This window comes from Microbacterium salsuginis, from assembly GCF_012524205.1.
Taxonomy (GTDB): Bacteria; Actinomycetota; Actinomycetes; order Actinomycetales; family Microbacteriaceae; genus Microbacterium; species Microbacterium salsuginis.
Map to the genome: position 1 here is coordinate 745324 of NZ_JABACI010000002.1, position 23899 is coordinate 769222.

Annotated in this window: 19 protein-coding genes; 2 read left to right on the top strand and 17 right to left on the bottom strand. The window is 69.7% G+C overall.

Annotated elements, in window-relative coordinates; translation table 11 throughout:
* Window positions 1-119 precede the first annotated feature (119 nt).
* From HF576_RS10435 to HF576_RS10445, 3 genes are all read right to left on the bottom strand, one after another.
* Entirely contained in the window at window positions 120-1748 is a 1629-nt protein-coding gene (locus HF576_RS10435; RefSeq protein WP_168912717.1) for a dynamin family protein, read from the bottom strand.
* Entirely contained in the window at window positions 1745-3634 is a 1890-nt protein-coding gene (locus HF576_RS10440) for a dynamin family protein (protein WP_343234230.1), read from the bottom strand. The genes HF576_RS10435 and HF576_RS10440 overlap by 4 nt, the downstream gene beginning before the upstream one ends.
* 160 nt (window positions 3635-3794) lie before the next feature.
* A complete protein-coding gene (locus HF576_RS10445) occupies window positions 3795-4988 on the bottom strand; it encodes an autotransporter outer membrane beta-barrel domain-containing protein (protein WP_168912718.1) in 1194 nt (397 codons plus the stop codon).
* A 164-nt stretch (window positions 4989-5152) separates the two neighbouring features.
* On the opposite strand from HF576_RS10445, the gene HF576_RS10450 reads away from it, so the two are divergent.
* The gene (locus tag HF576_RS10450) at window positions 5153-6340 is read left to right on the top strand and encodes a THUMP-like domain-containing protein (RefSeq protein WP_168912719.1); all 1188 of its coding nucleotides are present in this window, start codon (window positions 5153-5155) and stop codon (window positions 6338-6340) included.
* 24 nt (window positions 6341-6364) lie between these two features.
* Here the strand turns inward: HF576_RS10450 and HF576_RS10455 are convergent, their stop codons facing one another.
* The 13 genes from HF576_RS10455 to coaA all read right to left on the bottom strand — a co-directional run bounded on the left by HF576_RS10455 (window position 6365) and on the right by coaA (window position 21758).
* Window positions 6365-6793: a hypothetical protein gene (locus HF576_RS10455; protein WP_240948805.1), complete on the bottom strand. Its 429-nt coding sequence runs from the start codon at window positions 6791-6793 to the stop codon at window positions 6365-6367.
* Window positions 6794-6954: 161 nt separating this feature from the next.
* A complete protein-coding gene (tsaD, locus tag HF576_RS10460) occupies window positions 6955-8037 on the bottom strand; it encodes a tRNA (adenosine(37)-N6)-threonylcarbamoyltransferase complex transferase subunit TsaD (RefSeq protein WP_168912720.1) in 1083 nt (360 codons plus the stop codon).
* Window positions 8034-8672, bottom strand: coding sequence for a ribosomal protein S18-alanine N-acetyltransferase (gene rimI, locus HF576_RS10465; RefSeq protein ID WP_168912721.1), 639 nt, complete (start codon window positions 8670-8672; stop codon window positions 8034-8036). Before rimI ends, tsaD begins: the two co-directional genes overlap by 4 nt.
* Entirely contained in the window at window positions 8669-9328 is a 660-nt protein-coding gene (tsaB, locus tag HF576_RS10470) for a tRNA (adenosine(37)-N6)-threonylcarbamoyltransferase complex dimerization subunit type 1 TsaB (protein WP_168912722.1), read from the bottom strand. The genes rimI and tsaB overlap by 4 nt, the downstream gene beginning before the upstream one ends.
* 77 nt (window positions 9329-9405) lie before the next feature.
* Window positions 9406-9852: a tRNA (adenosine(37)-N6)-threonylcarbamoyltransferase complex ATPase subunit type 1 TsaE gene (gene tsaE, locus HF576_RS10475; RefSeq protein ID WP_205835171.1), complete on the bottom strand. Its 447-nt coding sequence runs from the start codon at window positions 9850-9852 to the stop codon at window positions 9406-9408.
* Between the two features lie 175 nt (window positions 9853-10027).
* Window positions 10028-11152, bottom strand: coding sequence for an alanine racemase (gene alr / locus HF576_RS10480; protein WP_343234231.1), 1125 nt, complete (start codon window positions 11150-11152; stop codon window positions 10028-10030).
* Window positions 11149-11538 carry a holo-ACP synthase gene (locus HF576_RS10485; protein WP_168912724.1) on the bottom strand — a complete coding sequence of 130 codons (390 nt, stop codon included), beginning with the start codon at window positions 11536-11538 and terminating at the stop codon, window positions 11149-11151. The genes alr and HF576_RS10485 overlap by 4 nt, the downstream gene beginning before the upstream one ends.
* 104 nt (window positions 11539-11642) lie before the next feature.
* Window positions 11643-13493, bottom strand: a complete 1851-nt coding sequence (gene glmS, locus HF576_RS10490; protein WP_168912725.1) for a glutamine--fructose-6-phosphate transaminase (isomerizing) — start codon at window positions 13491-13493, stop codon at window positions 11643-11645.
* 88 nt (window positions 13494-13581) lie between these two features.
* Entirely contained in the window at window positions 13582-15018 is a 1437-nt protein-coding gene (locus tag HF576_RS10495; RefSeq protein WP_168912726.1) for a phytoene desaturase family protein, read from the bottom strand.
* Complete coding sequence (locus HF576_RS10500) at window positions 15015-16241, bottom strand: HTTM domain-containing protein (protein WP_168912727.1); 1227 nt, start codon at window positions 16239-16241, stop codon at window positions 15015-15017. Before HF576_RS10500 ends, HF576_RS10495 begins: the two co-directional genes overlap by 4 nt.
* A gap of 5 nt (window positions 16242-16246) precedes the next feature.
* Window positions 16247-17017 (bottom strand): DUF5819 family protein, encoded by a 771-nt coding sequence (locus HF576_RS10505; RefSeq protein ID WP_168912728.1) that lies wholly within the window; start codon window positions 17015-17017, stop codon window positions 16247-16249.
* Between the two features lie 75 nt (window positions 17018-17092).
* The gene (locus HF576_RS10510) at window positions 17093-20410 is read right to left on the bottom strand and encodes a choice-of-anchor G family protein (protein ID WP_343234233.1); all 3318 of its coding nucleotides are present in this window, start codon (window positions 20408-20410) and stop codon (window positions 17093-17095) included.
* Window positions 20411-20804: 394 nt separating this feature from the next.
* Window positions 20805-21758, bottom strand: a complete 954-nt coding sequence (gene coaA / locus HF576_RS10515; protein WP_168912729.1) for a type I pantothenate kinase — start codon at window positions 21756-21758, stop codon at window positions 20805-20807.
* A 324-nt stretch (window positions 21759-22082) separates the two neighbouring features.
* On the opposite strand from coaA, the gene HF576_RS10520 reads away from it, so the two are divergent.
* Window positions 22083-23027, top strand: coding sequence for a Ppx/GppA phosphatase family protein (locus HF576_RS10520; RefSeq protein ID WP_168912730.1), 945 nt, complete (start codon window positions 22083-22085; stop codon window positions 23025-23027).
* Here the strand turns inward: HF576_RS10520 and HF576_RS10525 are convergent.
* On the bottom strand, window positions 23024-23785 hold the full coding sequence (locus HF576_RS10525; protein WP_240948807.1) for a hypothetical protein: 762 nt from the start codon (window positions 23783-23785) through the stop codon (window positions 23024-23026). The two genes, HF576_RS10520 and HF576_RS10525, sit on opposite strands and share 4 nt — an antisense overlap.
* Between the last annotated feature and the right edge of the window lie 114 nt (window positions 23786-23899).

Genomic DNA, 23899 nt, shown 5'->3' on the forward strand with positions numbered 1-23899 from the left:
TCGCCGTGGGATTGCTGCTGTGGCAGATCGTGCTGCTGGTCTCGTTCTCGAACCGCAAGCCCAACGTCAGGTGGTGGCAGCTCGCGACCGTGGCCGCGCAGATCCTGCTGTTCCTGTTGTCACTGGAGATCATCGCGGTGGGCGACAACGGGCCCCTGGTCCGGCAGGTGTTCCTCGCGCAGTGGGGACTCGCGCTCATCGCCCTGCTGTTCAGCACCTTCCGCGGCGCCCTGCAGTGGACGGCCCGCCGGCACGACATCCGCCGCGCCGGTGAGGACGGCGGATCCGAGTTCTGAGGCGATCTCGTCGAGGCTGCGAATGACCACACGAGCGGCCTCGACGGTCGCCCGCTCCGCGAGCGGCGACTGGCTCAGCGTCCGCCAGTGGACCAGCAGTTCGTCGAGACGCTGGCGCTGCTCCGCAGGGGTCGCCGTCTCGTCGAGCCCCAGGCGCGCCGTCGCTGACGTTCCGTCTCCGCCGATGATCCGCTCCGCGGTGCGCGCGTCGGTCTTGCCGAGCGGCAGACCTGCTGCGCGAGCACGCGAGAGCAGCGACAGCTCCCGCAGCGTGTGCGCGCTGGCATAGATGCGCTCGATGCCACCGCGAATGTCGTCCGTGCCGGCGAGCGGCCGCTCGCGAAGGAGCACCTCGAGAGCATCGAGCACCCCGCGAACCTTGAGCGCACCCGCGCGCGTGCGGAACTGCTCACGGATGAACTGCTGCAGCTCGTTCAGGCCGCTCTGCTGCACGAGCTGCTCCGACAGCTGTGTGGAGTCACGCGCGCCGCCGCGGATGAGGGCGCTGGCCAGGCGGACCCCGAAGATGCCGAAACGTCCGAGGAGGGCGCGTCGCACGTCGATGGGAAGCGTGGTGAGGTCGGACGGCCGCGTGAACCGGTCGGCCGAGACCATGAGCTTCTCTCGGCTGGCTCTGTCGAGTTCGGCCAGCTCGCAGAACGCGGCGAACTCGTCCTCGCGCAGCGTGCGCGCGCTCTCGGCCAGCAGCCCCGCCACCGGCACGACGCCGAGCGACAGCGATGACAGATCGCCGTCCTTCTCGTAGCGCCGGGCGACCTTGCCGGCCGAGAGCATCGAGTCGATGCGCCCCGAGCCGATCTCGTCAGCCCGCGACAGCACGGCCACGGCGTTGACGGTCTGGGATGCCCCGGCGGCGGTGTCGCGGAAGGATTCCAGGAACTTGAGATCCGACGCGTGCATGTGCCGCATGAGGTAGATGATCGCGTCCGCCGACGACGGCTCGGTGTCGGGGGTGAGGAAGTCCGTCGAGCGCGCCGACACGTCCCGTGACAGCGACGCGATACCGGGCGTGTCGATGAGGATCATCGAGCGCAGGCCGGTGGACGGCCACCCGACATCGATCCACGCGACGTCCTCGGCGGCGACCTCGCCCAGATCGAGCACGAGGTGTCCGTCATCGCGGCGGATCGGCATCCGTCGCGGTGGTCCCTCGTGGGGATGCATGGTCACGGTCGGAGTGGCCGAGTACCGGTACCACGTGACGACGCGCGTGCATTCGCCGGCGTCCGTCGGGGCGAGCTGCTCGCCGAGCATCGCGTTGAGCAGTGTCGACTTTCCCGCCTTCACCATGCCGGCCAGCGCCAGGCGCAGCGGCTCACGCAGGCGCCGGTCGAGGTCGGACAGCACCTCCATGGCGACCGGGTCGTCGACGTAGAGCTCCGATGCGGAGCGGATGAGCGCGCCGGCATCCTCCTGAGTCGACAGCCTCACCGCTTCGCTGCCTCCACGGCACGCAGAGGGGGAAGCGTGGGAATCTTCGACTTGAGGGCTTCGAGCTGCTGCACCTGCTGCTGCAGCTCACGCACCCGCTGGTCGCGTTCGCCGGCGTACGAGCCCGCCGCCTGCTTGGCCGCGAGCACCGAGTCCGACAGCGAGCGGTGCAGCTCGTCGGCGATGCTGCCGAAGTGGTCGCGCGCGGCGCGCTGCACGATCCGCAGCCGGTCCTTCAGCTGCTTGCCGACCTGGAACTGCACTTCGTCGATATGACGGCGCACGAGGTTCTTCGCCTCGAAGCGCCGGCGGGAGAGTCGCGAGCTCATGTCCTCACGATAGGCCCTGCGGCCCACGAGCACACCCGCCAGCAGCGACAGCGGGTTGATGAGCGAGAGACCGACCAGGCCGGTCGCCAGCCCCACCATCAGCACGCCGCCGTACGACCCGCGCACGCCGATGTAGAGCTTCTCACCGGCACCCATCTGGCGGTGATCGAGAGCGGCGATGTCCTCCACGGCATCCAGGACGCCTTCGGTGTCGCCGACGTGGATGACCGGCAGGTCGCCTTCGCCCTCGATGAACAGCTCGGCCACCTCCTCCGAGAGCCAGCGCGACCGCTCGTCCGTCCACACGAAGGTCTCCGACACCGCGGCCGAGATGCGCTGGTCGAGCCACTCCGTGAGCTGCTCCCAGATCGGTCCGGGGTCGCCCTCGTCGATGGCGTTCTCGGCCTCACGCTGCACCTTGCGCAGGCGGTCGCGCAGGTCGTGCTCCATGTCGGAGATGAGATCGGCGACGCCGTCGTTGAGCTGCACCTGCCATTTGGACGAACGCCCGCGGAACTCGTCGGCGCGCGCCTTGGCGTACTCCAGCTGGGCGATGAGCTTCGGGGTGTCCTCGGGGTGCAGGATCGCCTCGAGCTCGGAGGTCAGCGACATCTTCAGCTGATCGACGACAGACACGAGGTCGTGGACGGCGCTGCGCGCCTGGATGATCTCGGCGCGGCCGAGCACCTCCTGACGCAGGTGCGATACGAGAGCGGGGAACCCGGATTCCGAGTTCAGATCGCGGTCGCGCTCCTCGGCGGCGATGAGCCGCAGGTCGCTCGACACGGAGAAGATCGGCACGTCGCCGATGTCGCCCAGGTGCGTGCGGTCGAGTCGTTCGATCTCGCGCCATTCGGGGTACAGGTCGGTCTTCGCGAGGACGGCAGCGACGTTCGGCGAGACGCGCATGGCGTGCTTGAGGAACTGCACCTCGGGTTCGGTGTACTCCTGCGACGCGTCCGACACGAGCAGCACCGCGTGGGCCGACGACAGAGCCGCCAGCGTCGCCAGTGCGTTCGTGGAGTCCAGTCCCCCGACGCCGGGCGAGTCGACGAGGCGGAGCCCGCCCTTGAGAAGTTCGCGCGGCAGGACCACCTCGGCCGACATGACCTTGCGCTCGTTGCTGGGGTTGCCGCTCTCCGAGACGAACTGGGAGAGCTCCTCGATCGCGATCTGCTGGCGCCGGGGTTCGCCGTCCTCGGCGACCTGGATGGTCACCCAGGCGTCGGGCGTCTCGGCGTAGCCCACCGAGGTCGGAACGCTCGTCGCGACGTCGTCGTCCACCGGGCAGACCGGGGCGTTGACGAGAGCGTTGATGAGCTTGCTCTTGCCCTTCTTGAACTCGCCGACGACGATGACCCGCACGTGGGGATCGCGCAGACGGGCGTGGGTGTGCTCCAGTCGCTGGGCGAGGTCGTCGCGCCCCGTCGTCTTCGCCAGCGAACCGACGTTGTCGACCATCGAGACGAGCGCCTTGCTCGCGGCCGGCAGCACCGGCGATGCCGCCGGCGCGTCGGCATCCGCTCCGCTCTTCTGGACGGCGGTACCCTCAGTCACCGATACTCCCCCTCGACGCGATCCCCCGCCTCACGCTACGCCATCGGTTCGGCGAGCGGGCGGGGGCGGATTGGTTTGCTGTCGGCCGCATGATCGCTGCGGACAATGGTCTTGCCCGGCCGTCTCGGGAGACGGCCGGGCAAGGCTTCAGAGAGTGAGATCAGAAGTCGACGAGGTCGTCGCCCGCAACATCTCCGCCAGGGCTGAAGAAGTTGCCGCTGTTCTCCCACTCGACCTCGTTCTCGACGTTGGTCACCTCGTAGTCGTTGAAGGAGTCCTCGATCTCGACGTCGACGTTGGTCTCGTCCGAGTAGTCGTTGAACGAGTCGTCGATCTCGACCTCGAACTCGTTCCACTCGTTGGTGGAGTTGTCCTGGAACGAGTCATTGATCGTCGTGGTGATCCACTCGTTGCCGATGCTGACATCGCCCACCGTGGTGGTGGTGGTCGAGTTGTCGACCGTGGCGTCGTCACCCGCTGCGGCGCCGTTGTCACCCGAGTTGACGACGGCTTCCTGGCCGAAGAACTGGTTGACGTCGTCGCCGGCGGCGATGGACTGGCTGACCGACTGGTCGACGACCGTTGCGCGGTTGTCGAGCTCGAGGTGCAACGAGCCGGCAGCAGCCGCAGCAGCGGCGCCGCCGCCCATCATGCCACCGAGGTTCAGGTCCCCGCCGATGCCCGTGTTGTACTGGCGCACGCCGACCGTGACCGAGTCGTCGTTCAGCGTGGTCTCGTTGAACGAGTCCGTGATGTCGACGTCCACGTCGGTCTCGTTGTACGAGTCCTCGTTGCCCACGTCTTCGACATCGATGTCGGTGTCGATGTCGGTCTCGTTGTAGGAGTCCTCGTTGCCCGAGTCCTCGACGTCGATGTCGGTCTCGTTGCCCGAGTCCTCGATGTCCACGTCGGTGTCGTTGTACGAGTCGGTGTTGCCGTTGTCTTCGATGTCGACATCGGTGTCGTTGTACGAGTCCGTGTTGCCGTTGTCCTCGTTGCCCACGACGTTGCCGATGTTGTTGTCATCGTTGCCCACGACGTTGCCGTCGTTGCCCACGACGCTGTCGATGTTGTTGTCATCGTTGCCCACGACGCTGCCGACGTTGTTGTCCTCGACGTTGACGTCGGTGTTGCCCGAGTCCTCGATGTCGGTGTTGCCGGAGTCGACGACGCTGCCCACGTTGTTGTCTTCGACGTTCACGTCGGTGTTGCCCACCTCGACGTTGTTGTCCTCGACGACCGTGTTGCCGATGTTGTTGTCGTCGTTGCCGACGACGCCGACGGCGTTGTCCTCGACGTTGCCGGAGTCGACGACGCTTCCGACGATGTTGTCTTCGATTTCGATGTCAGGCATGTCCCTGTCCTTCTGTCTGAGTGCCGGTGCGGCTGCTCCATCAGTGTGCGACCGGGGGGTGGTGCGCAACATCGGGGATCCCCCCGGAGCCTCGCCGGGAGGGTTAGGGGTTTGCAGGGGGTTTCGGCCGGGCGGTCTCCGGGATGGACACGTAGGCTCGGCGAGTGGATCTGTCCGAGCTCACCGCCCTTCTCACGCCCGAGGGGCTTCGCCTTCTCGACGCCACGCCGCCCATCGAGTCGGCCGACGACGTCGCACGAGCCGTGTCACGCCTGAGAAAGAACGGCCACTCGCCCGACCTCGTCTCCGCGGTCGTCGGTCAGGCCCGGCTGCGCGTGCGCGGTCGTGCGAAGTTCGGGGATTTCGCCGAGCGGATGCTGTTCACCCGTGCGGGCCTCGAGCAGTCGACGCGGCTGTCGCTCGCGGCGCGTCACGCGGCACGGTTCCGCGACGCGGGGTTCGAGCGGGTGGCCGACCTCGGCTGCGGCATCGGCGGCGATGCGCTCGGACTCGCCGCGCTCGGGTTGCGCGTGCAGGCGGTCGACGCCGACGAGGTGACCGCCGCGATCGCCGCGTACAACCTGGCCCCGTTCGGCGAAGACGTCGAGGTGCGGCACGACACGGCCGAGGCATCCGATCTGTCCTCCGTCGATGCCGTGTGGCTCGATCCCGCGCGCCGCACCGCCGGCCACACCGAGACGAAGCGCACCCGCCCCGAGGACTGGTCGCCCTCGCTGGACTGGGTGTTCGACCTGGCGCGACGGATGCCGGTCGGCGTGAAGCTCGGCCCGGGCCTGGATCGCGACCTCATTCCCGACGATGTCGAGGCGCAGTGGGTGAGCGCCGACGGCTCGACGGTGGAACTGGTGCTGTGGTCGGGCGCGCTCGCCCGCGGCGGCGTGCGCCGGGCGGCCCTGGTGATACGCGGCGAGACGGCGCACGAGCTGACGGCGGGGGCGGATGCCGAAGACGAGCCGGCCCGCGACCTCGCCGCCTATCTGCACGAGCCCGACGGCGCTGTCATCCGCGCACGCCTCATCGGCGACGTCGCCCGCTCGCTCGAGGCAGGAATGCTCGACGAGCACATCGCCTATCTCACATCGGATGCCCCGCTGACCTCGCCGTTCGTGTCGTCGTTCCGCGTGCGCGAGGTGCTCCCCGCCGATGTGAAGGACCTGTCGAAGGCGCTGCGCGAGCGTGGCATCGGTCGCCTCGAGATCAAGAAGCGAGGGGTGGATGTCGACCCCGCGGCACTGCGGACCCGCCTGAAGCTGAGCGGGGCCGAGTCGGCGACGCTGTTCATGACCCGTATCGGCTCGCGCCGCACCGCGATCCTCGCCGACCGGGTCTGAGTCCGGCGCCGGGCGCGCAGGAGCTCAGCCGAGGAGGTTCGCGCGCGTGGCCGCGTAGAGGAGCCACCCCGCGCTGTAGAGGATCGAGACGACGCCGATCGCGATCGCCCAGATGCCCATCGCACGGCTCTCGAGGGGCCGCCGCAGCGCGAGGATCGCCGAGATCACGGCCACGAGCCCGATCGGGAAGCCCCACCCGACGAACAGTGAGACCACCAGCCCCACGATCGCGAACGCGAGCGCCCAGCCGGCGAGCCCGCGGTGCATCGCCGGCTCGCCCGAAGCGAGCCACTGGGCAGACGGCGTCTCCTCCTCGGTGCCCGGCTCGACGGGAGCCGACTGCACCGTCACCGGCACGGGAGCGGTCGGCAGCCGGCGGAACCCGCCGCGGTGCGCGCCGGGCAGCGGCGAGGCCTCGTCGGCGAGCGCGACGTCCGGCGAGGGCCCTTCCACGACGGCGTCCGGCAGCGGTGGGTGAGGTTGAGAAACCGCATCGAGGTTGAGACTCTCCTCGCCGCGTGGTTCCTCACCCTCCGTGTGGTTCTTCAACCTGTCGGATGGGGGCGGGGCGGGGTCCGGGGAGGGGCCGGGCTGAGGCATCCGCTCGTCGTCGTTCATGCGGACTCCGCGACCTGGATCTCGGTGACGGGAAGGGTCGAGTCGGCCCCGAACTCGAGGGTCGAGGCCGGCCGGCCGGCCATGATCAGCTCGGACGCGAGGGCCGCGATCATCGCGCCGTTGTCGGTGCACAGCGACAGCGGCGGGACGCGCACGGTCACGCCCTCGGCCGCCGCGCGCTCGATGGCGACGTCGCGCAGGCGGCGATTGGCGATCACGCCGCCGCCCAGCAGCAGGCGGGGCACGCCGTAGTCGCGGCAGGCGGCGAGCGCCTTCGTCACGAGCACGTCGACGACGGCCTCGCGGAAGCTCGCCGCGACATCCGCGACCGGCACGGGCTCGCCCGCGGCCTGGCGCTGCTCGGTCCATCGCGCGACCGCGGTCTTCAGGCCCGAGAACGAGAAGTCGTAGCGGTGTCCGGCCATGTCGCTGGCGCGCGAGAGTCCCCGGGGGAAGGCGATGGCGTTCGGATCTCCGGATGCCGCGGCCCGATCGATCTCGGGACCGCCCGGGTACGGCAGTCCCAGCAGGCGCGCGACCTTGTCGAACGCCTCGCCGGCGGCGTCGTCCATCGTCTCGCCGAGCAGTTCGACGTCGCTGGTGAGGTCGCGCACCAGCAGCAGCGACGTGTGCCCGCCGCTGACGAGCAGCGCCACCGTGGGGTACTCGAGCGGCGGCGCCTGGTCACCGTGCTCGTCAGAAGAGAGGATGTCGGCCGCGATGTGACCGACGAGATGGTTCACGGCGTACAGCGGCTTCTCGAGCGACACCGCGAGCGCCTTCGCGGCACCGACGCCCACCATGAGTGCTCCGGCCAGGCCCGGCCCCGAGGTCACCGCGACGGCGTCGACGTCGGTCAGCGCGACGCCCGACTCGGCGAGCGCTGCCCGGATCGCAGGTTCGAGCGCTTCGAGGTGCGCGCGAGCGGCGACCTCGGGGACGACACCGCCGTAGCGGGCGTGCTCGTCCATCGAGCTCGCGATCGTGTTGGACAGCAGCGTGCGGCCGCGCACGATCCCGATCCCGGTCTCGTCGCAGCTGGTCTCGATGCCGAGCACCAGGGGTTCCCTGCGGTTCACGTGCACACCCCGCCCTGCCACGCCGCGTCCGCGGTCGCGCCCGTGCTCGAGCCGTCGATCCGGAAACCGGAGTTCGCGTCCGTTCCCGGAGCATCCGCCGTATCCGAACCGGAAAGTGCGCGGTTCTCCGGTTTCCGGATCCGGTTTTCCGTGGGAGTCCCGGGATCCGGATGCCCCGCCCCTGCCCACCCGCGAAGGTCGAGCTTCATCACCACGGCGTCGACGTCGTCGGGCTGGTAGTAGCGCGGCTTGCGGCCGATCTCGAGGAAGCCCTCCGAGACGTAGAGCGCCTGCGCGACGGGGTTGTCGGCGCGCACCTCGAGGAACACCTCGCGCACGTCACGCCGGGACGCCTCCTCGAGCAGAGCTCGAAGGAGCGTGCGACCCCGGCCACGCCCCCGCGCGGCCTCGGCGATCGCGATGGTCTGGATGTCGGCATCCGTCGCCCTTCTCACGGCACGCAGGCCCGCGTAACCCAGCAGCCGTCCCGCCTCTTCGTCGACCACGTACCAGCCGTGCGGCGAGGCCAGCTCTTCGCGCATCATCGCCTCGGACCACGCGTCCGTCGGGAACGATGCGCGCTCGAGCGCCATGATCGCGCCGAGGTCGTCGGGGGTCGCGGGGCGGAGGGTCACAGGTTCACCCGCTTCGGCGCGCCGGGCATCGTGACGTCGGGCGAGCGCAGGTAGAGCGCGTCGGCCGGCGCGATCGCGCGCCCGGCCGAGAGGGCGCGGGCCGCGGCGAGCGCGAGCATCGCGGCGGGGATGCGCTCGGCGTCCCGCCGGATCGCGCCCACCGTGCGCAGCACGTCGTCCAGGTCTTCGCGCGGAGTCAGGGCCGGGCCGTCGAGGCGCACGGGCAGGCCGTCGTCGTCGAGGCCGCGGTACACGGTGTACGCGAATTCGCGGCGGCGCGCGTCGGTGACGACGGCGAAGGCTTCGTCGGCGACGTCCTGGTACCCGCCGGTGAGGGCGTCGTGCAGCAGCAGCTCGAGCGCCACGGCGTCGTGACTGACGACCGGCACGACCGGAACACCCCGCCCGAGCGCGAACGTGCGCGCCGCCGCGATGCCGACGCGAAGCCCGGTGAACGGTCCTGGTCCCATTCCGGCGGCGACGTGGGAGATGTCGGAGACGGTGACGGATGCCTCGGCCAGCGCCCGCTCGATCAGAGTGCCGATCACTTCGGCATGCCCGCGCGGGTCGGCGCTCTCGACCTGCGAGCGGATGACGCCGTCCGGCTCGACCACCGCCACCGCGGAGCCGAGCGACGTGTCGATGCCCAGGATCACGCCTTCCAGCGTAACCGCGGGTACGGCCGGCCCCGGTCGATGAGGGGGCGCAGGTCCGCAGAGGAGGGATGCCGGGGCTATGGGCGGCGCGCGATGGTCACCAGTCGCGGGGCGTCGGCGTCGAGCTCGGCCTCGTGGGCGGGCCCCTCGCATGCGTCGTCCGAGCCGTGGCCGTGCCACTCGCGGTCGAACTCGACCTCCCACCAGGCATCCCGCAGTCCGTCGACCATGCCGCGGCCCCACTCCACGATGACGACCGAGGCCTCGAAGTCGATGTCGAGGTCGTCGAGCTCGGCCGGCGAGCCGAGCCGGTACGCGTCGACATGGACGAGGGGCGCGCCTCCGACGAGAGACGGGTGGGTGCGGGCGATCACGAACGTCGGGCTCTGCACCGGACCCCGGACGCCCAGCCCCTGGGCGATGCCGCGCGTGAGGGTGGTCTTGCCTGCGCCGAGCGGACCCGTGAGCACGACAAGATCGCCGGGGCGCAGCATCCGTCCCATCTCCTCGCCGAGCTGCTCCATGTCGTGCGGCGAGGGGACCTCGCGCGTCCCGGCCAGCGGATCCAGCCCGGTCACGACGCCGCCCCCGTTCGCAACGCAGTCTCCGCGTGAACCGAGGGCCGGTCGAGCTGCGCGATTTCGCCGGCTCGCCCGCGCGTCGCGCGCGTGCAGACTGAATTGCGAACACGGGCGGCGCTCATTCGGACACCTGCCGGCGCGTGACCCGTGGGCCGATGCGCGTGACGATCTCGTAGTTGATGGTGCCGGCGGCATCCGCCCATTCCGTCGCCGACGGCACTCCCAGCGTGGGGTCGCCGAACAGCACGGCCTCGTCGCCGACCGCGACCGGGGTATCGCCGACGTCGACCACGAACTGGTCCATCGCGATGCGGCCGGCGACGGAGTGCCGGCGGCCGCCGATCACGATCGGCCCGTTGCCCGACGCCTGCCGCGGCACGCCGTCGGCGTAGCCGAGCGGCACGAGCGCGAGGGTCGTGTCACGGTCGGTTCGATAGGCGTAGCCGTACGAGACACCCTTGCCGGCGGGGACCCGCCGCACCGCAGCGACCGTGCCGCGCAGCGTCATCGCGGGGCGCAGTCCGAGGTCGGCCGACGAGCGGTCGTCGAACGGCGAGAGACCGTAGATGCCGATGCCGATGCGCACGCACCCGAGCCGTGACTCGGGCAGCGCGATGGCCGCGTGGGTCGCCGCGATGTGTCGCAGCGGCGGGGCCAGCCCGAGCGTCGCCGCCTCGCCGACCGCTTGCTCGAACGTGCGCAGGGCTGCACGGTCGTCATCGGCGGACGCGTTGGACAGGTGGCTGAACAGCGCGATCACGCGCAGCTTGCCGATGCGCTCGAGCCGCGCGGCCTCGGCGAACACGACGCGGTAATCGGCCGGCGCGATGCCGTTGCGCGACAGTCCCGTCTCGAGCTTGAGATGGACCGAGACCGGACGATCAGCGGATGCCGCGGCCGCGGCCTGCTGCAGCTGGTCCAGGCTCGAGATTCCGAGCTCGATCCCGTGCGCCGCGGCCTGCGCGAAGTCCGAGCCGGGTGCGTGCAGCCACGCCACGACGGGAGCGTCGATGCCGCCTCGCCGCAGTGCGAGGGCCTCGGTGATGTCCGAGACTCCGAGCCGCGTCGCTCCGCCTTCGAGCGCGGCCGCGGCCGAGCGCACCGCCCCGTGCCCGTACCCGTCGGCCTTGACGACCGCGATCACCTCGGACTGCGTGAGCCGGCGCAGGTGCCGCACGTTGTCGGCGATCGCCCCGACGTCGACGGTCGCCTCGCGCAGCGCGCCCACCGGCAGGCGGCTCACGAGCCCTCCTCCGCGGTCGTGCTGCGGACGGTTCCGTCCGATTCGGCGATGACGTAGGCGGTCGCGAGTCCCGCGTCGTGCGAGAGCGACAGGTGCACGGCGGTGATCCCGCGCTCCGCGATGACCGCGGCGGTCGAGCCGGTCAGCATGAAGTGAGGGCGGCCGGATGCTTCGGACGCGACCTCGATCTCGGTCCAGTGCACGCCGTCCGAACCGCCGAGCGCCTTGATGAGCGCCTCCTTGGCCGCGTAGCGCGCGGCGAGCGAATGCGGTTTCAGCGTGCGCTCCGAGCCGGAGAACAGCCGCTCGACCAGGCGCGGAGTCCGTTCGATCGTGCGCTCGAATCGAGCGATGTCGACCAGGTCGACGCCGATTCCGACGATCATGGAGCCCTCCTGCGCGCCGCGTTCGCGGCATCCGTCACCCTATCGCGCAGTGTCGTACCGGGTTGTTGAACGAGCGAGACGAAACGGATGCCGGCGCGTCCGCCCTACTCGACCGTGACCGACTTCGCGAGGTTGCGGGGCTGGTCGACGTCCAGGCCCTTGGCCGTCGCCAGGCCCATCGCGAAGATGTGCAGCGGCACCACGGCCAGGAGCGGCTCGAAGAGGGGCGCAGCGAGCGGGATGCGCAGAACCTCGTCGGCCTTCGGCAGCACGGCGACGTCGCCCTCTTCGGCGATCGCGATGACGCGGGCGCCGCGGGCGCGGATCTCTTCGATCGACGAGATCACCTTCTTGTGCATCTCGGCCGACTGACGCGGCGAGGGCACGATGACGAACACCGGCTGGCCGGGCTCGATCAGGGCGATCGGGCCGTGCTTGAGCTCGCCGGCGGCGAAGCCCTCGGCGTGGATGTAGGCGAGCTCCTTGAGCTTGAGCGCGCCCTCGAGCGCGATCGGGTATCCGACGTGGCGACCGAGGAACAGCACCGAGCGGGTGTCGGCCATCCAGTGGGCGAACTGCTCGATGCGCGGCTGCTCGCGCTCGAGGATCTGCGAGATCTTGGCCGGAATCGCCTCGAGCTCGCGGACGTGGGTTGCCGCATCCGCTGCCGTCACCACGCCCCGCACGCGCCCGATGTGCAGGCCCGTGAGATACAGCGCCGTGATCTGAGCGAGGAACGCCTTGGTGGAGGCGACCGCGACCTCGGGCCCGGCGTGGGTGTAGACGATCGCGTCGGACTCACGCGGGATCGTCGCGCCCTGGGTGTTGCAGATCGAGAGCGTCTTGGCGCCGTGCTCGCGGGCGTACTTGACGGCCATGAGCGTGTCCATGGTCTCGCCGGACTGGCTGATCGACACCACGAGGGTGTCGGGACCGATGACCGGATCGCGGTAGCGGAACTCGTGCGCGAGCTCGACGTCGACGGGAATGCGGGTCCACTGCTCGATCGCGTACTTGCCGACCTGGCCCGCGTAGGCCGCGGTGCCGCACGCGATCACGATGATGCGCGAGATGCCGGCGAACAGCTCGTCCATGCCGTCCAGCTCGGGGATCACGACTTCGCCGTCGCGGACACGGCCGAGGATCGTGTTGCGGACGGCCTCGGGCTCTTCTGAGACCTCCTTGGCCATGAACGACGACCAGCCGCCCTTCTCGGCGGCCGAGGCATCCCAGGTCACCTCGAACGGCTCGACCTCGACGGGGTTGCCGCCGAAGTCGGTCACCTCGACACCGGCCGGCGTGATCGCCACGATCTGGTCCTGCCCGATCGCGAGGGCGTTGCGGGTGTGCTCGACGAAGGCGGCGACGTCGGACCCGAGGAAGTTCTCGCCCTCGCCGAGCCCGATCACGAGCGGTGAATTGCGGCGCGCGCCGACGACGAGGCCGGGCTGGTCCTCGTGCATCGCGAGCAGCGTGAACGCGCCCTCGAGGCGCGAGACGACGCTGCGGAACGCCGTGACCAGGTCCCCGGTGCGGCGATACTCGCGGCCCAGGAGGACGGCGGCGACCTCGGTGTCGGTCTCGCTGAGGAACGTGAAACCCTCGGCGACGAGCTCGGACTTGAGCTCGGAGAAGTTCTCGATGATGCCGTTGTGGATGACGGCGAGCTTGTCGTCGTCGGCCAGGTGCGGGTGCGCGTTGCCGTCGGTCGGGCCGCCGTGCGTCGCCCAGCGGGTGTGGCCGATGCCGGTGGTGCCGTCGGCGAGCGGGCTGGTGGCCAGGTCGTCGCGGAGCACCTTGAGCTTGCCCGCGCGCTTGCGCATGCCCAGGCCGCCCTCGCCGTCGATCACGGCGATGCCGGCGGAGTCGTACCCGCGGTATTCGAGCCGGGAGAGACCCGAGATCAGGATGGCCTGACTCTGCCGGGGGCCGACGTATCCCACGATTCCACACATGGGCTCAATGGTAAGCGGGGGGTTTTGCGAGGCTCCTGAACGAATATTCCGGATGCCGGAGGCCACAGCATCCGGACGCCTCATGCTGCTACGGGCGAAGGTCGGGCACGGGTCGGCTGAAGACCTCGCGCAGCGCCAGCCGCGCGGCGTGATACCCCGACATACCGTGAACTCCTGGCCCAGGGAGAGTGGCGGCGGAGCAGAGATACGTCGCATGGCCGGCACGCCACGGCACACGCGAGAGAACGGGCCGCGCCACGAGCTGCCGCAGCGAGACACGTCCGGTGGCGATGTCGCCGCCGACGAGGTTGGCGTCTCCCCGCTCCAGGTCGCCGGCGGTCGTGATGGAGGTCGCGATGATCTGGTCACGGAATCCCGGCGCGAACCGCTCGAGTTGCGCGATGACGGACTCGCGCACATCGACGGAGCTTCCTGCGGGCACGTGCGCGTATGTCCAGAGTGTCTGCGTGCCCTCGGGGGCGCGCGTTGGGTCGACGATGCCCGGCTGGGAGACCAGCACGTACGGCCGTTCCGCGTGGCGGCCGGCGGCGACGTCCGCCTCCGCCTGGGCGATCTCGCGCCATGTGCCGCCGAGGTGAACCGCTCCCGCCTGAGCGATGTCCCTCGCGGCCCAGGGCACAGGTCCCCGCAGAGCGAAGTCGACCTTGGTCGCGGCATCCCCGTGCCGGTACCGCGTCGCCGCACGCCGGTAGCGCGGGTCCACGCGGTCGCCCATGATGGCGACGAGCGCACGTGGGGAGGTGTCGAGCAGCACCGCCCGCGCGGGCGGCAGTTCAGCGACGGACGTGGCCCGTTGATCGAGGAGTATGCGGGCGCCGTGCGCGGTCGCATCCGCCACCAGCGCGTCGGTGATGGCCTGGCTGCCACCGCTGGGGATAGGCCAGCCCACGGTGTGCGCGAGCGTTGCCAGCACCAGGCCAGGGGCGGCCGAGGCCAGCGACGGGATTCTGCCGATCGAGTGTGCGAAAACGCCTGCCAGCAGGGCCGGAGCCTCATCTCCCGAAAGGCCCCACGGCGCTCCAGGCAAGCCGGCCTGCGCGATACGCAGGCCGAATTGTGCCGCGACCAGGGGGTGAGTGGGGACCGGCAGCATCGGCGACATGACGGTGTCGAGCAGTGAATCGCTGCGCGCGACCAAGGGCGCGAAGATTCTCCGCCATGCTCGCCCGTCGCGACCGAGGCCCGCGACTGTGCGCGACAGCTCCCGCCAGGCCACGGCGGCGCGGCGGCCATCGAGCGGCTGCGCGTACGACACTTCGGGCGCGGTCACGTCAATTCGATCGGCGAGGCCGAACTCGCGGAAGAACGGCGAGGCGAGCGCCATCGGGTGAACGGCCGAGCCCCAGTCGTGAATGAACCCCGGTTCTGTAAGCGGCAGTGTGCGAGCGCCGCCGCCTGGAGTCGCGTTGGCTTCCCAGACCTCGACGTCGAGGCCGGCGCGTGCGAGGACGACGGCCGCGGCGAGACCGTTGATTCCGGCGCCCACCACGACGGCGTCGATCATCGCCGTATCGCGCTCCCCGAGCGCAGACGGCCGGCCGGCTGAAGCTCACTGGGTCGGGCCGGCACGGTCTCGTCTCCGAGGTCGGACCCGTTGTCGGCGCCCAGTGGCTCGTCGATCGACGGCGCGTCGTGACTGGTGTGCGCGCCCACCGGGCGGGAGCCCGGGGCAGTGCCTCCCCTCCCAGGGTCGGTGACCGCTCTGCGGACGCCGCGTCCCGTCGCCGCGAACCATGCTCCGACCCGTCGCCACGATGCGTCCCGCACGAGTAGAAGGTCGAGAGCGATCATCGCGAGCGAGAAGGGCCAGAGGCTCAGCAGTACCGCGATGCCGAGGTGCATCCCCGTGATCAGCGCGACGGCGGTGTATCGCGTAGGTCGCCAGATCACCAGAATCGGCAGCAGCAACTGCACCCACAGTGCCAGCCACGAGCCGAGCACGATGGCGGGGGTGAACTGCCACACCAGGTCGCTGATCATCGGGAACACCCGGAACTCGTCGATCCGCAGCGCGTAGTAGATGGCGGTGCCCTCGAGCCACTCCTCTCCCGTCAGCTTCAGCACCGACGAGACGAGATACACAAGGAGGATCTGGAACACGCACAGGATGAGGACGGTGTTGTGCGCCCAGTTCACCAGCCAGCGCGGTAGCCAGGCCGGCCCGCTTCGGGGCGTGCGCCCCCGCTTGGCCGAACGCCGGCGCAGCCACGCATCGACCGAGAAGTGCTCACTGAGGTTCGCGAAGATGACGAACAGCAGCACGATCCGCATGAGGGTGTCGCCACCGTTGGTGAGGAGGGTGCTGTTCGTCGACAGGCCGACCCAGAAGATCAGCAGCAGTGGAGTCACCCAGCGTGTCTTCAATCCCACGAGGAAGAGCACGACGAGCACGAGCAGCACGGCGTACGCGAGGTCGAACCAGAACATGCTCTCTTTCGAGAAGAGCAGACGGAGCGGTTCCCACCAGCCACGCCGACTCGCCTCGGGTTCCACCCACCACGACCCGACGCCCCACAGATAGTGGCGGTCGGGCATGCTCGGGATCAGCACGATGAGCATCGCGAGCCCGAACAGGATCCGCAAGAGCGAGAAGCTCACGGTCGCGCGCTGGGCAGCGGTCAGCCAAGTGACGAACCGCTGCCAGACCGTGCGGGGATCCAGTGCGGCGGCGATTCGCTCGCGCGTGGTCGCCGGCCCTGCGGCATCCGTTGTCGTCTCGGCGGTCATGTCGCTCACTCCCCGGCGTATCGCTGGATCACGTCGTCATAGACGGCGAGGATCGCAGGATCGATGTCGGCCGTCGGCTGTCGCCAGCCGAAAGTCAGATGCGTCGTGTCGACCTGGGGCGTCTCGTCGAAACGGTGCAGGAAGTCGTTCGGACGCTCGAACTGCACTCGCCAGCGCACGCGTTCGATGTCGCGGTCGAAGTAGGCGGTGCCGAATGCGTCGGCGAAGCGCATCAGCATGTAGTCGTAGCGGATGAAACGGATCACCGAGGCACGACTCTCACCGAGAGCGTCGATCTCGTCGACGAGCTCAGGGTCGGGGATGGGCCCGAACTCGCCGTCACCGAGGGCCTGGATGAACGTGTCGCGTACGCGTTCGCGCTGGTCGTCACTCAAGGCGTTGTAGCGCGTCAGATACGTCTGTGTGGCGTTGAAGCTGCTCTTCTGGATCCGGGAGGGCATCGGGATGCCGCGCACCGCGGCGAACTCGATGTCGGTGACATCGACCCAGTCGCTGTGGACGAGTTCACCGTCCTCGCGCCATTGCACCTGGATCTGCAGCTCCCGGTTCGTGCGAAGGATGTTCGGTGCGAACACGTTCCACCGCTGGGAGAAATACGGCCCGAACGCATCGGCCACGACAGGGCGGGCCGGCGTGGGCGGCAGTGTGAACGTCGCGCTGACAAACCCGTAACCGAGAAGGATGGCGAGCGTCGCGATGGCGGCGATGGTCTGACCGAGACGAGCTCGGCTCTTGCTGTGTGAAGGTGCGGTCACGTGAATTCCGGGTCGATGCCGTGGACGAACAGGAGGGGGTGGGTGCATCCATGATGCACCCACCCCTCCTATCGTTTAGGCGTTCGCCCTTCTGCGGAGGAACAGCAGGCCGGCGCCGGCGGCGAGGAGAGCAAGAGCTCCCGCACCCCCGACCAGCAGGCCGCTCGAGTCGGCACCCGTGACCGGCAGGGTGGCGGCCACGACGACGAACCCAGTGTCTTCACGCTCGACCGGGAGCGCCCCCGAGACCGAGCCGGTCAGCTCGACCCGGTGCTGCCCGAGCTGGAAGTCCGCGCCCACCGGGAACGTGAACCGAACGTTGCCCGAGGCGTCAGCGACAACCGGAGTGAGGTCGAACGGCGTCGACGTCACCGTGGCCGATACCGTCTCACCGGGCTCGAAGCCGCTGCCGTTGACAACCTGCACGACACCGGTGCCGCGGACGATCCGCTTGAGCGTCACGTTGGCCGTGGCCAGAGTCGGGTCACCGCCGTCAGTCGCGTCAGCGTCCGTGGCGTCAGCGTCCGTGGCGTCAGCGTCGGTCGCGTCAGCGTCCGTGGCGTCAGCGTCGGTGGCGTCAGCGTCGGTGGCGTCAGCGTCGGTGGCGTCAGCGTCGGTCGCGTCAGCGTCGGTCGCGTCAGCGTCCGTCGCGTCAGCGTCCGTCGCGTCAGCGTCCGTCGCGTCAGCGTCCGTCGCGTCAGCGTCCGTCGCGTCAGCGTCCGTCGCGTCAGCGTCGGTCGCGTCAGCGTCGGTCGCGTCAGCGTCGGTCGCGTCAGCGTCGGTCGCGTCAGCGTCGGTCGCGTCAGCATCGGTCGCGTCAGCATCGGTCGCGTCAGCATCGGTCGCGTCAGCATCGGTCGCGTCAGCATCGGTCGCGTCAGCGTCCGTCGCGTCAGCATCGGTCGCGTCAGCGTCCGTCGCGTCAGCGTCGGTCGCGTCAGCGTCCGTCGCGTCAGCGTCCGTCGCGTCAGCATCGGTCGCGTCAGCGTCCGTCGCGTCAGCATCGGTCGCATCAGCGTCGGTCGCATCAGCGTCGGTCGCATCGGCGTCCGTCGCGTCAGCGTCCGTCGCATCGGCGTCCGTCGCGTCAGCATCGGTCGCGTCAGCATCGGTCGCGTCAGCATCGGTCGCGTCAGCGTCCGTCGCGTCAGCGTCCGTCGCATCGGCGTCCGTCGCATCGGCGTCCGTCGCATCGGCGTCCGTCGCGTCAGCGTCCGTCGCGTCAGCGTCCGTCGCGTCAGCATCGGTCGCATCAGCATCGGTCGCATCAGCGTCCGTCGCATCAGCATCGGTCGCATCAGCATCGGTCGCATCAGCATCGGTCGCATCAGCATCGGTCGCATCGGCGTCCGTCGCATCAGCGTCCGTCGCATCAGCGTCCGTCGCGTCAGCATCCGTCGCGTCAGCATCCGTCGCGTCAGCATCCGTCGCGTCAGCATCCGTCGCGTCAGCATCCGTCGCGCCCTCAGGAACGACCGAGAAGTCGACCGAATCGGTGCTTCCTTCGCCCGCGTCCTGCGTCGCGGTCGCGGTGTAGTTGCCGACCGGGAGGTCCTCGAAGGTCGCGGTCCAGACGCCGTTCTCGTCGACCTCGACGGTCTGAGGAGTCTCGCCCGTCACAGTGACCTCGACCGAAGCACCGGGCTCACCCTGACCCGTGACTTCGACGTCGGTGACGTCGCCGTCAGTGGGGACGGTGAACTCTTCGCCGTCCGCAGGATCGGTGATCGAGACGGCGGTGACGGCCTCGACGACCGTGAAGTTCACGGTGTCGGTGCTGCCTCCCGGCGTCTGCTCCGCCGTCGCGGTATAGGCGCCGACGGGCAGGGCCGTGAACGTCGCCGTCCAGGTACCTAGCTCGCTGACGGGGACCGTCTGCGGCGTCTGGCCCGTCACTGTCACCACGACCGACCCGCCGGGTTCGCCCGTGCCCGTGACCGGGACATCCGCCGTTTCGGCCGGGTCGGTGGCGACGATCGCCTCACCCTCTGTGGGGTCGGTGATGGCCACATCCGCGATGTTGTTGACGTTCGGTCCGACCGTCGCGTTCGCGAGGTCGACCGTGACGGCGTCGAGGGTTGGCAGCACTGTCAACCGCAGTGCCGTCTCCGAGAAGACGCCGGCCGAGGTGGACTGGTTGTTGACGGTGATGCTCGCGACGAGCGGGAGGATCCCGTCGAGCGCGGGCAGCACGAGGTCGTTGACCGGCTCGAGGAGAGCCGTTGCTGCAGTGGTCACTGCGGTGATCAGGTCGTTCACCGGCGAGAGCAACGCTGCGACGACGTCTTCGAGAAGGTCAGGAAGGTCGAGAGCGATGCCCAGCAGTTCGACACCACTTGTGTCGCCGTCGAGCAGCGCTCCGATCGTTGTGTCGATCGCCAGAACGGGGATCTCGACGAAGAGAAGGGTGACGCTCGCTCCTCCGGTGATCGAGAGGCCGCGGATCGCGTCGGTGAGGTCCTGCACCACGTCGTCGAGCAGACCGTCGATCAGCGCGAGCACCGAATCCTGGATCGCCTCGATCGTGTCGCCGTCGAGGATCTCCGTGTTCGGATCCTGTCCGTTCAGCTCGTGGATCTCGTCGAGGTCGACCGTGATCGTGCCGTCACCGAGGTTGATCGACACACCCGGGTAAGCCGGATCGGTCAACGGGTTGGTCAGGAGATCCGCGATCGCGTCGGTGAGGCTCGTCGTGCCGACAGTGACACCGACGTCGAGCACGCCACCGAGGATGCCGAGGACGTCTGCGAGCCCGCCGTTGATCGCTTCCTGGAGCCCATCGAGTTCCGTCTGGAGTCCGCCGACGGTGCCGGTGAGCGCGTCGGTGAGAGCGTCGACTGTCTCACTCTCGATCGTGAGCTCGGCACTGGCGATGTCGTAGTCGCCCTCGGGTGCGTCCGGAGCAGCCTGTGAAGCGCTGGCGCTCACGGCACCGAGGGTCAGATTGACCGCCGCGAGCTCGTCGACGAGTGCCGCCGGAACGGAACCGATGAGAGAGTCCACGGCGCCGGTGAGGTCCACGCTGAGCGGTCCGGGAGCGACGCCGGGCAGCGGCGTCGCGCCGGTGCCGATCGCTCCGCCCGAACCGACAAGCCCAGAAGCGCCGACCGAGTCGCCGTTGGGACCTGCGCTCGCGTACTGCCCGACGACGCCCGCGTCGACGAAGTCGATGGGGATCTGGATGCCCCCCGGGCTCTCGAGGTTGACCAGGCTCAGCGCCGTGAGGTCGAGGTTGTTCGCCTCGGTGACGACCGGGGGCGTGCCATCGTTCGATGCCTGGGCACCGTCGATGTTGGCGATCGCATCGAGATCGATGAACTCGAGGATCGATCCGCCGAGGAAGGTGCCCGACGCGTTCGACGAGTCACCTGGGCCCGCGTGCGCCGCTGACACTCCGCCGAAGATGGCGAGAGAACTCGCGGCAACGACAGCGCCCGCCCGAACGAATGCACTTCGCCCGCTTCTTATCCGATTCTTACTCCGTACACGTGCGACATCGCGTTCGCGTTGCAAAGCAACCCCCCAAGGTGCTGACCGTGTTATCCAGTTGACAATGTCGTCGCCGAAGGCGAGGACGACCGGCCGAAAATGGCCGGACGTCGCCAAACCTAGCGCACACCTGTGAGCTTGCCGCAAGCATTCTGTGAAGATTTCACCCGATTGCTGAGGTCAGGAAACCGGTGGTGGACAGCAGCCGCGGCCTTGGCTAATATCCCCTGTCCACATCACAGAAATGCCACCACACGTCGCCGGATCCGGATGCCGGGGCAACAGCATCCGGAATCCGTCAGAGCTTGCGCAGCAGCACCGACTCCACCGTGTGGTCGGCGGCCTTCTGCAGCACCAGGTTCGCGCGGTGGCGCGTGGGCTGCACGTTCTCTTCGAGGTTGGGCAGGTTGATCGTGTTCCAGAAGTGCAGCGCCCGATCGACGGCCTCGTCGTCGCTGAGCTGCGCGAAGACGTTGAAGAACGAGTTCGGATTGCTGAACGCCGCACGCCGCAGCGCGAGGAAGCGGTCGACGTACCACTGGGTGATGTGCTCGGGCGCGGCGTCGACGAAGATCGAGAAGTCGAAGAGGTCGCTGACGGCGACGTCGTTCGGAGTCGGCGGCGGCTGCAGGACGTTCAGTCCTTCGACGATCACGATGTCGGGCCGGCGCACCGTCACGACCGCGTCGGGCACGATGTCGTACCGCATGTGCGAGTAGAACGGCGCGCGCACCTCGGGCGCCCCGCTCTTGACCTCCGTGAGGAACGACACCAGCGCGCGGCGGTCGTAGGACTCGGGGAAGCCCTTGCGCTCCATGAGCCCGCGGCGCTCGAGCTCGGCGTTGGGGTACAGGAAGCCGTCGGTGGTGACGAGCTCGACGCGGGGCGTCCCCGGCCAGCGGCTCGTGAGCTCGCGCAGCAGACGCGCGATCGTGGACTTGCCGACGGCGACCGAACCGGCGACGCCCACGATGAACGGCGTCGTCGAATCGGGCTCGCCGAGGAAGTCGGCCGTCTCGGCCCCGAGGCGCTTCGTCGCCTGGGCGTAGAGCGAGAGCAGGCGCGAGAGCGGCACGTACACCTGCGTCACCTCGGCGATGTCGAGCCGGTCGCCGAGCCCCCGGATCTGCACGATCTCGGTCTCGGTGAGCGGCTGAGCCATGCCCGATGCCATCCGCGCCCAGTCCGCGCGGTCGATCTCGCGGTACAGCGAGTGGGCGGGGGCGAGGGTCGCAGCGTCATCCGGTGACATCGCGCCCATCGTATCCGGTGACGAAGCGAAGGCGGCCCCCACGGCCCCTCCACTCGCCGCTAGCGCGTCGGGCGGAGCCTCCGGCCGTGTGGGCACAGCCGCGCGGCCGGGCCCGGCGGCGCGCGGACGATCCGAGTCCAGGCCGGGTGCCGCGCCGACGCCGGATCCGGAAACCGGACATTGCGCTTGTTTCCGGACGCGCGGCCGGCAATCGCTCCGGAAACGCGACGGAGATCCGGTTTCCGGATCCGGCAAATGTGCACCCCATCCCCCGCGACGGGAGCGCGAAGCGGCGTCCACCCGGCAGGCCGCTACGCTGAGCCCGTGCGCCTGGGAGTTCTCGACATCGGGTCGAACACCGTCCATCTGCTCGTCGCCGACGTCCGACCGGGAGGCCGGCCGCTCGCCACGACGAGCAAGCGCACCGTGCTGCGCCTGATGCGCTACCTCGACGCCGACGGGGCGATCACCGAGGATGGCGTCGCGGCGCTCGAGTCGGCGGTCGCCGAGGCCCGCGCCCTCGCGACGGCCGAGAACGTCGACGAACTCCTCGCGACGGCGACGAGCGCCGTGCGCGAGGCGGCGAACGGCGCCGACGTCATCGCCCGGATCGAGGCCGCCCTCGGTCATCCGCTGCAGGTGCTGGGCGGCGAGACCGAGGCGCGCTACACCTTCCTCGCCGTGCGCCGCTGGTTCGGCTGGTCGGCCGGCCAGATCCTGCTGTTCGACATCGGCGGAGGTTCGCTCGAGCTCGCCGCCGGTGCCGACGAGCTGCCGGATGCCGCGGCATCCGTCCCCCTCGGCGCCGGGCGTATGACGATCGAGTTCCTTCCCGACGACCCGCCGGGAGAGGATGCCGTGGACCGCCTGCGCGCGCATGCCCGGGCGACGCTCGCGCCGGTCGCCGAGGCGTTCGGGTCGCTGCCCCGGCCGGATCACGTGGTGGGCTCGTCCAAGGCGATCCGGTCGCTCGCGAAGCTCGCCGGATACCCGGTCCCTGGCTGGTCGGGCATCGAGCGCATGGTGCTCCCCCGGCGGGAGCTGAAGGCGTGGATCCCGCGGATCGCCCGGATTCCCGCCGGGATGCGGCAGGAGCTGCCCGGGATCACGGCCGACCGCACGTTCCAGATCGTCGCCGGCGCCGTCGTGCTGCACGAGGCGATGAAGGCGATGGAGGTCGAAGAGCTCGAGGTGTCGCCGTGGGCGCTGCGCGAGGGCGTGCTGCTGCGCTACATCGAGTCGCTCAGCTGGAGCGCCCCCGACGCTTAGTCGGGCAAACCCTCGGTCATCGCGGTGTACACGCCGTAGACGGCGATGGCGGCGAGGTGCCACGCCCGTGCCCCCTCCGGCCCCAGCGCGACGTCATGCGCACTGCCGATCAGAGCGGGACTGATGCGGCGGTGGTCGCCCATGCCGTCGATCACCGCGATGATCGCGACGGCGAGGTCACGCTCGCTGAGTCCGTCGCGCATGCGCAGGCCGAAGGCAGCGTTGAGCGCGCGATACACCTCGGCCATGCGCTCCACGTACCGATCGACGATCTCGGCGAGCTGCACGCGGATGTTCTCGCCGCCCGGCACGGCATCCCCGCTCGCGAGGGCCGCCGACATCGTGCGATAGACGCGCCAGGCCACGGTGGTCTCGACGGCGACCATATTGTGGGCGACGGTGGCCCGGACCGCCTCACGAAGGGCGACCTGACGCCCCTCGGGCGTGCGCATCGCGTCGGCGTTCGCCGTCATGACCTCGTCGAGGAGTGACATGGTCGGCGGATCGAAGCCCGCGCCGAAGTTCGGATCGGCCTCGAAGAGGGCGCGCACGAGGTCGGCGACGAAGGCCGTGCGATCGGGCCAGATGCGGAAGACCGTGGAGCGCGGAACCCCGGCGACGCGGATCAGGTCTTCCAGTTCGATGTTCTCGTACCCCAGCCGCAGGCCCTCGGCGTTGACGCGTTCGACCGCGACCTTGAGCATGAGCGCTCTGGTCTCGCCGGCCGGGCGGCGAGAACGGGGCGCTGGTTGCTGCATCCACCGATTATCCCCGACCCGGCGTGCGGATGGTCGTGGGGGGGGGGGCCCCCCCCCCCCCCCCCCCCACCCCCCCCCCCCCCCCCCCCCCCCGCGCGGGCGACGGGGCCCGGC